Annotated in this window: 1 protein-coding gene; it reads left to right on the plus strand. The window is 74.1% G+C overall.

Features of this window, described 5'->3' with window-relative positions; genetic code table 11:
• Positions 1-105 precede the first annotated feature (105 nt).
• On the plus strand, positions 106-13,284 hold the full coding sequence (locus ACN9MM_RS05450; RefSeq protein WP_426362563.1) for an amino acid adenylation domain-containing protein: 13,179 nt from the start codon (positions 106-108) through the stop codon (positions 13,282-13,284).
• Positions 13,285-13,315: the final 31 nt, after the last annotated feature.

The raw sequence follows: 13,315 nt of genomic DNA on the forward strand, positions 1-13,315 counted from the left end.
TCGTCCTGATCGCTGCGCGCGGCGTGCTCCGGCACGCCGCACGGGCAGCCATGCCCGAACCCCGCGCACGCACGGCTCCACAACGCCTACGGGGGCATCATCACCATGACAACAACGGACAACGACAAACTCGTCGAATACCTCAAGCGCCTCACCGTCGACCTCCACCAGTCCCGTCAGCGGGTCCGCGAGCTGGAGGCGGGCAGCAACGACCCGATCGTGATCGTCGGCATGGGGTGCCGCTTCCCGGGCGGGGTGGACTCGCCGGAGGCGCTGTGGCGGGTCGTCGCCGAGCAGCGCGACGTGATCTCGGGTCTGCCGACCGACCGGGGCTGGGACCTCGACGGCCTGTACCACCCCGACCCGGACCACTCCGGGACGTCGTACGTGCGCAACGGCGGTTTCCTGGACGGCGCCTCCGCGTTCGACCCCGCGTTCTTCGGGATCTCGCCGCGCGAGGCACTGGCGATGGACCCGCAGCAGCGGCTGCTCCTGGAGACGTCCTGGGAGGCGCTGGAGCGGGCCGGCATCACGCCCGGTTCGCTGCACGGCTCGTCGACGGGCGTGTTCCTCGGGGCCATCGCGCAGGAGTACGGTCCGCGCCTCGGCGAGGCGAGTGCGGCGGCCACCGGGTTCGGCCTGACGGGTACCACGTCGAGCGTGGCCTCGGGACGCGTCGCCTACACGCTGGGCCTCCAGGGCCCGGCCCTGACCGTCGACACCGCGTGCTCGTCATCGCTCGTCGCCCTGCACCTGGCGGTCAACGCGCTGCGGTCGGGCGAGTGCTCGCTGGCGCTCGCCGGCGGTGTGACGGTCATGTCGACGCCCGGCATCTTCGTCGAGTTCTCGCGGCAGCGCGGGCTCGCGACCGACGGCCGCTGCAAGTCGTTCTCCGCCGACGCGGACGGCACGGCCTGGGCCGAGGGCGTCGGTGTCCTCGTCGTCGAGCGCCTCTCCGACGCCCGCCGCCTCGGACACACCGTCCTCGCGGTGGTGGCCGGTACGGCCGTGAACCAGGACGGCGCCTCCAACGGACTCACCGCGCCCAGCGGACCCGCCCAGGAGCGCGTGATCCGCGCCGCCGTGCAGGACGCCGGCGTGACGTTCGCCGGGGTCGACGCCGTCGAGGCGCACGGCACCGGCACGGTGCTGGGTGACCCGATCGAGGCGCAGGCCCTCCTCGCCACCTACGGCACCGAGCGCGACGGTCAGCCCCTCATGCTGGGCTCCCTCAAGTCCAACCTGGGGCACTCCCAAGCGGCCGCCGGCGTCGGTGGCGTCATCAAGATGGTGATGGCACTCCGCCACGCCGAACTCCCCGCCTCCCTCAATGTCAGCAAGCCCAGCGAGCTGGTCGACTGGGCCAACGGGGGTGTCGAGGTCCTCACCGAGGCCCGGCCGTGGCCCGCCACCGAGGGCAGGGTCCGCCGCGCCGGCGTCTCCTCCTTCGGCATCAGCGGCACCAACGCCCACATCATCCTCGCCGAGGCCCCGGCGGATCTGTCCGCCGAGGACACGACGCCGGAGGAAGCCGGTCTGGACGGCACGGGACTGCCGTGGCTGGTCTCGGCGCGTTCGTCCGAGGCCCTGGCCGAGGCGGCCGGGCAGTTGGCCGCGCACGTACGGGCGCTGCCGGAGCTCGCCATCGCCGACGTGGCGCGCTCCCTGGCGACCGGGCGCTCCGCCTTCGAGTCGCGGGCCGTGGTCCCCGGCACGGAGGGACGCGACGGACTGCTCGCCGGGCTCGATGCCCTGGCGTCCCGGGAGGTCGAGGGCGAGAACGGGGTGTCCGCCTCCCGTGCCGTGTTCGTGTTCCCCGGGCAGGGCTCGCAGTGGGTCGGCATGGCCACCGGCCTGCTGGACTCCTCGCCGGAGTTCGCCCGCGTGATCGCCGCGTGCGAGACCGCCCTGACCCCGTTCGTCGACTGGTCGCTCACCGCGGTCCTGCGCGGCGAGGACGGCGCCCCCGGCTTCGACCGCGTCGACGTCGTCCAGCCCGCGTCCTGGGCCATGATGGTCGGCCTGGCGTCGCTCTGGCGCGCCAACGGCGTGAACCCGGTCGCCGTGGTCGGACACTCCCAGGGTGAGATCGCCGCGGCGGTCGTCGCGGGCGGCCTGAGTCTGGAGGACGGCGCCCGCGTCGTCGCCCTGCGCTCCAAGGCCCTGCGCGTGCTCTCCGGCGGCGGAGGCATGGCGTCGCTGAGGGTCCCGGAGGCGCAGGCCGAAGAGCTTCTGGGCCCGTGGCAGGGACGTATCTCCGTCGCCGCGGTCAACGGCCCCTCGTCGACCGTGGTCGCCGGACAGCCCGAAGCGCTCGACGAGCTGCTCGCCCAGTGCGAGGCGTCCGGCGTCTGGGCCCGCCGCATCCCCGTGGACTATGCCTCCCACTCCGCCCACGTCGACCAGATCCAGGACACCCTGGCCCGCGAGCTGAAGGACGTCGCCCCCCGTTCGGGCCAGATCGCCTTCCACTCCACCGTGACCGGCGCCGTCCTGGACACCGCCGAGCTCGACGGGGCCTACTGGTTCCGCAACCTCCGCAGCAAGGTGCGGCTCGCCGAGGTCGTGTCCCAGCTCGCCGCCCCCGACGTCGTCTTCGTCGAGGTCAGCGCACACCCCGTCCTCGTCTCCGGCATCACCGAGACCCTCGGCGACTCCGGCGCCGTCGTCGGCACCCTCCACCGCAACACCGGCGGCCTCGACCGCTTCGCCGAATCCGCCGCCGAAGCCTGGTCCCACGGCATCGCCGTCGACTGGGCCACGCTCCTCGCGCCCTACCGTGCCGGCACCGTCGACCTGCCTTCGTACCCCTTCCAGCGTCAGCGGTACTGGCTGGAGCCGGAGCCCGCGTCCACCGACGCCCGCGGGCTCGGTCTGACGTCGGCCGGGCACCCGCTGCTCGGCGCCGTGGTCGAACTGGTCGAGGAGGACCGGCTGGTGTACACGGGGCGGCTCGCCCTCGACACCCAGCCGTGGCTCGCCGATCACGCCGTGCAGGGCACCGTCCTGCTGCCCGGCACCGCGTTCCTGGAGCTCACGATGGCCGTGGGCACACGTGTGGGATGGCGACGGCTCGCCGAGCTCACCCTCCAGGCGCCGCTGGTGCTCCCGCCCGGCGAAGCCGTACAGCTGCGGGTGACCGTCGAGCCGCCGGCCGCGAACGGGCAGCGTGAGCTGGCCGTGCACTCCCGGCCGCAGGACGCCGACGCGAACACCCCGTGGACCCGGCACGCCGCCGCCGTGCTCGACCTCGACGACGACAGCGCCGACTTCGACCTCTCCGAGTGGCCGCCGCCCGGCGCCCAGGAGATCGACGTCGAGAGCCGGTACGACACCCTCTCCGAGGCGGGCTACGACTACGGCCCCGCCTTCCAGGGCCTGCGCGCCGCCTGGCGCTCCGGCCGTGACGTCTACGCCGAGGTCGGCCTGCCCGCCGAGCTGGACGCCACGGCCTTCGGGGTGCACCCGGCGGTCCTGGACGCGGCGCTGCACGCGGTCGGTCTGCTCCGTGAGGACGCCGGCACCGTCCTGCCCTTCTCCTGGTCCGGTGTCACCCGCCACACCGACGGCGTGGACGCCCTGCGGGTGTGGCTCAGCCCGCGGGGCGACGGCGTGACCCTGCGCGTCACCGACGGCGCGGGGAAGCCCGTGCTGTCCGCGGAGAGCGTCACGATGCGGCCGTTCACCGCCGACCTGACGGCCGGACGCGGCACCGACGCGCTGTTCCGCCTCGACTGGCAGCCCGTCACCGCCTCGGCCGACACCGACGTGTGCCTGGTCGCGGACCTGGCCGACGTCCCGGACGAGGTGCCACAGCTGGTCGCCGTACGATGTCCGGTCACCGCACGATGTCCCGGCCCCTCGCAGGACCCCGACAGCACGGGAGCCGGTCTCGCCGCGACCGCCCACGAGGCGGCGCGCTGGGCGCTCGGTCTGGTCCGGGCGTGGCTGGCCGATGCCCGCTTCGCCGGTTCCCGCCTGCTGGTACTGACCGAGGGCGCCGCCGGCCCCGAGATCGACAACCCCGCCCAGGCCACCGTGTGGGGCCTGATCAGGACCGCCCAGTCCGAGCACCCGGACCGCTTCGCCCTGCTGGACACGGACGGGGCGCACGACGCCGGCACCGTGCCCGGGGCCGTGCTCACCGAACCGCAGCTCGCCCTGCGGGCGGGCGCGCTCCTCGCCCCCCGCCTCGTCCGGCACGCCTCCGCCGCCGACCCGGCCGGCTTCGCCACCCCGCTCGACCCGGACGCCACGGTGCTCGTCACCGGCGGAACGGGCGTGCTCGGCGCCTCGGTCGCACGGCACCTGGTCACCGAGCACGGCGCCCGCCGTCTGCTCCTGGTCAGCCGCCGCGGCCCCGACGCCCCCGGCGCCGGGGAACTCGCCGCCGAACTCACCGGGTTGGGCGCCGAGGTCACCCTCGCGGCCTGCGACACCGCCGACCGCGAGGCCCTCGCCCGGCTGCTGGCCGGCGTCCGGCTCACCGCCGTCGTCCACACGGCGGGTCTGCTCGACGACGGCGTGGTCGAGTCGCTGACCGAGGACCGCCTCTCGGCCGTCCTCCGGCCCAAGGTGGACGCCGCCGCGCACCTCGACGAGCTGACGGCGGACCACGACCTCGCCGCCTTCGTCCTCTACTCGTCGGTGGCGGGCGTGCTCGGCAACCCGGGCCAGGCCAACTACGCCGCGGGCAACGTCTTCCTCGACGCGCTCGCCGCCCGCCGCAGGGCCGCCGGGCGCCCCGCCACCTCGCTCGCCTGGGGCCTGTGGGCCGAACGCACCGGTCTGACCGGTCACCTGGACGACGGGACCCTCTCGACGCGCGGCATCGCCCCGCTCTCCACGGAGCAGGGCCTCGGACTCCTCGACCGGGCGCTCGCCGACGACCACCCGATGCTCGTACCGGCCCGCCTCGACCCGGCCTCGCTGCGCTCCGACGCGCTCGCCGGGACGCTGTCGCCGGTGCTGCGTTCCCTGGTGCGGGTCCCGCAGCGGCGCGCCGGCGAGTCGGGCCTGCGCCGCAAGCTCGGCCGGATGTCCGAGGAGGAGGGCCGTCGCCTGCTGCTCGACGTCGTACGCGCCCAGCTCGCCTCGGTCATCGGCAGCGAGTCGACGGACGGGATCGACCCGGACCAGCCGTTCAAGAGCTTCGGCATCGACTCGCTGCTCGCGGTGCAGCTGCGCAACCGGCTCAACTCCGCGACCGGTCTGCGGCTTCCGGCCACCCTGGTCTTCGACCACCCCACGCCGACCGCCGTCGTCGAGTTCACGCTCGCGCTCGCGCGGGAGCGTGCCGAGGGCGCGGCACCCGCGCAGCCCGTCGCCACCGCCGTCCCGCGCACGGACGACGACCCGATCGTGATCGTCGGCATGGGCTGCCGCTTCCCGGGCGGGGTCGAGTCGCCCGAGGCGCTGTGGCGGGTCGTCGCCGAGCAGCGCGACGTGATCTCGGAGTTCCCCGCCGACCGCGGCTGGGACCTGAACAACCTCTTCCACCCGGACCCGGACCATTCCGGGACGTCGTACGTCCGGCACGGCGGGTTCCTCCACGAGGCGGCCGAGTTCGATCCCGCCTTCTTCGGGATCTCGCCGCGCGAGGCGCTGGCGATGGACCCGCAGCAGCGGCTCCTCCTGGAGGTCTCGTGGGAGGCGCTGGAGCGGGCCGGCATCACGCCCGGTTCGCTGCACGGCAGTGACACCGGGGTGTTCGCCGGTGTGATGTACCACGACTACGGGGGTGGCGGCCGGCTTCCGGAGGAGGCCGAGGGCCACTTCCTCACGGGCACCGCGGGCAGTGTCGCCACCGGCCGGGTGGCCTACACGCTGGGCCTCCAGGGCCCGGCCCTGACCGTCGACACGGCGTGCTCGTCGTCGCTGGTCGCCCTGCACCTCGCGGTGCGCGCCCTGCGGTCGGGCGAGTGCTCGCTCGCGCTGGCGGGTGGTGCCGCGGTGATGTCCACGCCGAACACGTTCATCGAGTTCTCGCGGCAGCGGGGTCTCGCGGCGGACGGCCGCTGCAAGTCGTTCTCCGCCGACGCGGACGGCACGGCCTGGGCCGAGGGCGTCGGTGTCCTCGTCGTCGAGCGCCTCTCCGACGCCCGCCGCCTCGGACACACCGTCCTCGCGGTGGTGGCCGGTACGGCCGTGAACCAGGACGGCGCCTCCAACGGACTCACCGCGCCCAGCGGACCCGCCCAGGAGCGCGTGATCCGCGCCGCCGTCCAGGACGCCGGCGTGACGTTCGCCGGGGTCGACGCCGTCGAGGCGCACGGCACCGGAACCGTCCTCGGCGACCCGATCGAGGCACAGGCCCTCCTCGCCACCTACGGCACCGAGCGCGACGGGCAGCCCCTGCTGCTCGGCTCCCTCAAGTCCAACCTCGGCCACGCACAGGCCGCCGCCGGTGTCGGCGGCATCATCAAGATGGTCATGGCGATGCGCCACGCCGAACTCCCCGCCTCCCTCAACGTCGGCAAGCCCAGCGAGCTCGTCGACTGGGAGACCGGCGGCGTCGAGGTCCTCACCGAGGCCCGGCCGTGGCCCGCCACCGAGGGCAGGGTCCGCCGCGCCGGCGTCTCCTCCTTCGGCATCAGCGGCACCAACGCCCACATCATCCTCGCCGAGGCCCCGGCGGATCTGTCCGCCGAGGACACGACGCCGGAGGAAGCCGGTCTGGACGGCGCGGGACTGCCGTGGCTGGTCTCGGCGCGTTCGTCCGAGGCCCTGGCCGAGGCGGCCGGGCAGTTGGCCGCGTTCGTACGGGCGCGGCCCGCGCTGAGCACCGCCGATGTGGCCCGCTCGCTGGCGACCGGGCGCTCCGCCTTCGAGTCGCGGGCCGTGGTCCCCGGCACCGAGGGACGCGACGGACTGCTCGCCGGCCTGGACGCCCTGGCCGCCGGGGAGATCGAAGCCGTCACCTCGGCCGTCACCGGTGCGAAGCCGGGCCGCACGTCGAGTGCTCCCGTGGTGTTCGTGTTCCCGGGGCAGGGCTCGCAGTGGGTCGGCATGGCCACCGGCCTGCTGGACTCCTCGCCGGAGTTCGCCCGCGTGATCGCCGACTGTGAAGCGGCCCTGACGCCCTTCGTCGACTGGTCGCTCACCGCGGTCCTGCGCGGCGAGGACGGCGCCCCCGGCTTCGACCGCGTCGACGTCGTCCAGCCCGCCTCCTGGGCCATGATGGTCGGCCTCGCCGCCCTGTGGCGCGCCAACGGCGTGAACCCCACGGCGGTCGTGGGCCACTCCCAGGGTGAGATCGCCGCGGCGGTCGTCGCGGGCGGTCTGAGCCTGGAGGACGGCGCCCGCGTCGTCGCCCTGCGCTCCAAGGCCCTGCGCGTCCTCTCCGGCGGCGGAGGCATGGCCTGGCTCAGCGTCCCGGAGGCGCAGGCGGAGGAACTCCTCACCGCGTGGAGCGGACGCGTCTCGGTCGCGGCGGTCAACGGCCCCTCGTCGACCGTGGTCGCCGGACAGCCCGAGGCACTGGACGAGCTGCTCGCCCAGTGCGAGGCGTCCGGCGTCTGGGCCCGCCGCATCCCGGTGGACTACGCCTCCCACTCCGCCCACGTCGACCAGATCCAGGACATCCTCGCCCGTGAGCTGAAGGACGTCGCCCCCCGTTCGGGCCGGGTCGCCTTCCACTCCACGGTGACCGGTGGGCTCCTGGACACGGCCGAGCTGGGCGCGTCGTACTGGTTCCGCAACCTCCGCAGCAAGGTGCGGCTCGCCGAGGTCGTGTCCCAGCTGTCGGCGCCCGGCGTCGTCTTCGTCGAGGTCAGTGCCCACCCCGTCCTCGTCTCCGGCATCACCGAGACCCTCGGTGACACGGGCGCCGTCGTCGGCACCCTCCACCGCAACACCGGCGGCCTCGACCGCTTCGCGGAATCCGCCGCCGAAGCCTGGTCCCACGGCGTCGCCGTCGACTGGACGACGCTCCTCGCGCCGTACGACACGCACGTCGTCGAGCTCCCGTCGTATCCGTTCCAGCGCCGGCACTTCTGGCTCCTGAACGAGCCGACCGCCGCTCCGCGTGACACGTCGCGGCGGGTGGACCGGGCCGCCGAGCCGGCCGGTCTGCTGGGCGTCCGGCTGCCGTCGTCGCCGCTCGCACAGGCGCAGTTCGCCCCGCGCCTCGACGCGGTGGCGCACCCCTGCCTGGGTGACTTCGTGGTCGGCGGGCGGCCGGTGGTCAGCGCCGGTGTGCTCGTGGAGTCGCTGGTCGAGGCGGTCACCGAGCTCGCCGGGCCGGGTCCGGTGTCCGTCGAGGACCTGGAACTCCCCGTCGACCTGGTGCTGGAACCGGTCGGCGCCGACCCGTCGGCGGCCGGTGCCGAGCGTGCCGCCCAGCTCATCGTGGACGGGGGCCTGTTCCGCTACTACGCCCAGGACGTCTCCGGCACCTGGCAGCTGCACGCGCAGGGCCGGGCCACGGCGGGTGCGCCGGCCGCGCCCACGGTCACGCTCGCCCCGGTGGGTTCGGGCCGTGAGCTGACGGGCGACGAGCTGTACCGGCTGCTGTGGCAGCGCGCCCTGTACCTGGGCTCCGCCGCCCGCTGGGTGGAGCGGATCCGGCTCGGCCGGGGCGAGGCCACCGCCGAGATCCGTTCCGCGCTGCCCGGCGAGGCGGAGGGGTACCTGATCCACCCCGGTCTCGTCGACGCCATGTTCCAGACGGCGCTGGCCTGCTTCCCGACGGACGGACCGGCCCTGGTGCCGGCCGGTCTCGACCGCTTCGTGCACTACGACCGCGGTGGGGCCCAGGAAGGGCTTCGCTGTCATGCCGAACTGTTCGAGGGCGGTACGCGGGCGCGCATCCGGCTCATCACCGCGCAGGGCCGGCTGGTCGCCGAGGCCTGCGGCGTGCGCTTCGTCCCGGCCCTGAACCGGCCGGTGGCGGAGCCGGCCGTGGCCCCCGCGCCCGCGGCCGACCGGGTGTCCCCGGTCACGCCGGAGCCGGTGCGTCGAGCCGTGGTTCCGGCGGCCCCGGCGCTCGCCCCCGTCGAAGCGCCCGAGGTCACACCGGCCGTGGCGCCCGAGGCGGTGCGCGCCCTCGTGACGCGGACCGTCGCGCAGGCCCTCGGCACCGTGGCGGCCCGGCTCGACGCCGGGCAGTCCCTGCAGGCCCTCGGCCTGGACTCGCTGATCGCGATGAAGATCCGGACGGCGCTGAACCGGGAGTTCGACGTCCTGCTGCCGATGACGGCGTTCCTCAACGGCCGGAGCACCGAGGACATCGCCGGGGACGTGCTCGACGCCCTCGGCGCGGGAGCCGGGGAGGAATCGCCGGAGACGTACTCCGAGCCCCCCGCGTCCTCGTCCGCCGACGACACGGAGCGGTACGAGCCGTTCGGCCTGACCGACCTCCAGCAGGCGTACCTCGTCGGCCGTGGTGACGCCTTCGAACTCGGCAACACCTCGACGTACTTCCAGATCGAGATCGACCTGGAGAACGTGGACCTGGACCGGCTCGGCGCGTCCTTCCGGGCGATGGTCGAGCGGCACGACATGCTGCGGGCCGTCTTCACCGACGAGGGCGAGCAGCGCGTCCTGCGCGAGGTCCCGGCCTATGTGATCCGTGAGGGAGATGTCTCCGCCCTGGCCCCGGCCGAGCGCGAGGCGGCGCTGGTCGCCGTCCACGAGGAGATGCGGCACCAGGTCTTCGACACCGCCCGCTGGCCGCTGTTCGACGTGCGGGTGACCCGGGTCGACGACCGGGTGATCCGGCTGCACGCCGGCTTCGACGCCCTGATCATCGACGGTTTCAGCACGTCGATCCTGTTCAAGGAGTGGGCCGCGACCTACCGCGGTGAGGAGCTGCCCGAGCTGGAGCTGCGCTACCGGGACTACGTGCGGCAGGCCCGCGAGCTGGATCACGGGCCCGAGTACGACCGGGCGGTCGCCTACTGGCGGGACCGGCTCGACACCCTGCCGGCGGCGCCCCAGCTGCCGCTTGCCGTGGCCCCGTCGAGTCTGGACCGGCCGGTGTTCAACCACCGTGGTGCGACGCTCCCCAAGGAGGAGTGGGACCGGTTCAAGGAGCACGCGGCGGCGGCCGGGGTCAGCCCCTCGGCGGCCCTGTGCACCGCGTACGCGCAGGTGATCGCGGAATGGAGCGCCACGCCCGACTTCTCGCTGAACCTGCTGTACTTCAACCGGCTGCCGCTGCACCCGCAGGTCGGCGACGTGATCGGCAACTTCTCGACCACGCTGATGCTGGAGATCCGCGACGCGGCCGACGACACGTTCGCCGCCCGGGCCGAGGACGTGCAGGCCCGGCTGTGGAGCGACATGGAGCACAGCCAGGTCAGCGGTGTGCAGGTGCTCAGGGAGCTGAACCGGGCGCGTGGCGCCTCGGTGCGGGCCGCCGCGCCGGTGGTCTTCACGAGCCTGGTGAACTTCGCGGGCCGGCAGGACACCGAGCGGCGCGGGGTCGTCCAGTACCTTGCCGGGATCGGTGAGAACGGCCGTCAGGTGAGCAGCTCGGTCCGTACGCCGCAGGTGTGGCTGGACCACCAGGCGGTCGAGGAGGCCGGTGAGCTCGTCCTGAACTGGGACGTGATCGAGGAGCTGTTCCCGGCGGGCTGTGTGGACGCCATGTTCGCCGCGTACCAGCGGATGCTGCACGAGCTCGCGGGTGACCCGGCGGCCTGGCAGCGGCCCCGGCCGGTGCTCGTCCCCGCGGCCGATCTGGACGTACGGGCCGAGGCCAACGACACCGACGGGCCCGTGCCCGACGGGCTGCTGCACGACGCGGTGCTCGCCCAGGCGCAGGCCACGCCCGACGCGCCGGCCGTCATCTCTCCGGCGCTGACCCTGACGTACGGAGAGCTCGACCGCAGGTCGAACCAGGTGGGGCACGCGCTGCGGACCCGGGGAGCCGGTCCCGGCGACCTGGTGGCGATCGTCATGGACAAGGGCTGGGAGCAGGTCGTCGCGGCGCTCGGCATCCTGCGGTCGGGGGCGGCGTACGTCCCGATCGACGCGCGGGTGCCCGTCGAGCGGCTCCACGTGCTGCTCGACAGTGCCGGGATCAGCCAGGTCGTCACCCAGCCGTGGGTGGACGAGACGGCGCAGTGGCCCGAGGGCGTGGTCAGGACCGTGGTGCGGGCCGAGGACGCGGGTGAGGAGAGCCCGCTCGGCGAGTCCGGTGCGAAGCCCGGCGACCTGGCCTACGTGATCTTCACCTCGGGCTCCACCGGCCTGCCCAAGGGCGTCATGATCGAGCACGGCGCGGCCCTGAACACGGTGGTCGACGTCAACGAGCGCTACGGCGTCACCGCGGCGGACCGGGCCCTCGGACTGTCCGCGATGCACTTCGACCTGTCGGTCTACGACGTGTTCGGACTGCTCTCGGTGGGCGGTGCCCTCGTCCTGCCCGAGCCGGCCGCGCACCGCGAGCCCGCCCGCTGGGCGGAACTCGTCACCGAGCACAAGGTGACGATCTGGAACAGCGTGCCCGCGCTGATGGAGATGTTCACCGAGCACGCCCTGTCGAACGGTCTCACCGGGCTGCCGGTGCGGCTGGTCATGATGAGCGGCGACTGGATACCGGTGTCGCTGCCCGGACGGATCCGGCTCCTCCTGCCGGACGCCGAGCTGTGGAGCCTCGGCGGCGCCACGGAGGCGTCGATCTGGTCGATCCTGCACCCCATCGGTGACGTCGCGGACGACTGCGTGAGCATCCCGTACGGCAAGGCGATGCGTAACCAGCGGTTCCACGTGCTCGACGCCTCGATGCGGCCGTGCCCCGTGTGGGTGCCGGGCGACCTGTACATCGCGGGGGTCGGTCTGGCCCGCGGCTACCTGAACGACGAGGCGAAGACCCGCGCCGCGTTCCTGCACCACCCGGTCACCGGCGAGCGGCTCTACCGCACCGGCGACATGGGGCGCTTCCTGCCGGACGGCAGCATCGAGTTCCTCGGCCGTCTCGACTCGCAGGTGAAGATCCAGGGCTATCGGATCGAGCTCGGCGAGGTGGAGTCCGGGCTCACCCAGTGCGAGGGGGTGCGCAGCGCCGCGGTCGTCGCGGCGGGCGAGCAGCACGGGCCGAAGCGGCTGATCGCGTACGTCGTCCTCGACGAGGGGCGCGACGACTCGGAGCAGCAGATCACCGAGGCGCTGCGCCGGGTGGTCCCGGCGCACCTGGTGCCGCAGCGGGTCCTCGTCCTGGACGAACTGCCGCTCAGCGACAACGGGAAGGTCAACCGGGCGGCCCTGCCCGCACCGGACGAGGTCGCCGCGGAGGGCGCCGGCTTCGTGGCGCCGCGCGACGAGGTGGAGCGCCGGCTCGCGGAGATCTGGGCGGAGTTCTTCGGCGTGACCGAGATCGGGGTGACCGCGAGCTTCTTCGACCTCGGCGGGGACTCGCTGCTCGCGGTGCGTCTGATGGCCCGGATCGCGCGCGGTCTCGGCCGCAGCCTGCCGCTGTCCACCCTCTTCTCCCGGCCGACGATCGAGCTGCTCGCGCAGGCGGTCCGGGAGGCCGGCAGCGGCGAGGTCGGGCGCGGGGCGCTGGTGCCGGTGCGCACGGGCGGTGCGCGGACGCCGCTGGTGTTCGTGCACCCGGTCGGCGGTGACGTGCTCTGCTACGCGGAGCTCGCCGAACTCCTCGGCGACGACCAGCCGTTCTACGCGCTGCAGCTGCCGGACACCGAGCTGGACGGTGTCGAGGCCATGGCCGCCCACTACGCGGCCGCGGTCCGGGAGGCGCTGCCGGAGGGTCCGTACCGGCTCGGCGGCTGGTCGATGGGCGGGGTGATCGCCCTGGAAATGGCGGCCCAGCTCACCGCGGCGGGTGCCGAGGTGGAGCTCCTGACCGTGATCGACCTGATGGTGGAGCCCGGTCCGGCCGAGGGGGCGCCCGTCTCCGACGAGACGCTGCTGTCCTGGTTCGCCCGGGACCTCGCGGGTCTGGCCGGTGTGGAGTGGGAGCTGCCGGCCGAGGCCTTCGACGGCCGTCCGCCGGTGGAGGTGCTGCACGCCGAGGCGCGGGCCGCGGGGGCGCTGTCCGAGGACATCGACCTCGACACGCTGAGCGGGATCGTCGGCAGGTTCCGGAGCAACTACCGGGCCCTGCTGCGTCACACGCCCAGCGCCTTCGCGGGGCGCGTGGTGTCGCTGCGGGCCGCGGACGGCGGTGCGACGGTCGAGACCGCGAACCGCTGGATGCGGTACTTCCCCGGTGACGCGACCCTCGTGGACGTGCCCGGCGACCACTACACGGTGATGCGCGGCGAGCGGCTGCGCGTCCTGGCCGGCGAGCTGCGCCGGGTGCTCGACGCGCACTGACCCGAACCGGCCGGGCCGCCCGCGGGCGGCC

Origin of the sequence: Streptomyces sp. E-08 (assembly GCF_049913095.1) — a bacterium.
GTDB lineage: Bacteria > Actinomycetota > Actinomycetes > Streptomycetales > Streptomycetaceae > Streptomyces.

Coding starts and splice junctions, on each gene's coding strand:
- ACN9MM_RS05450 (WP_426362563.1), top strand. CDS start 106: ATGACAACAACGGACAACGACAAACTCGTCGAATACCTCAAGCGCCTC.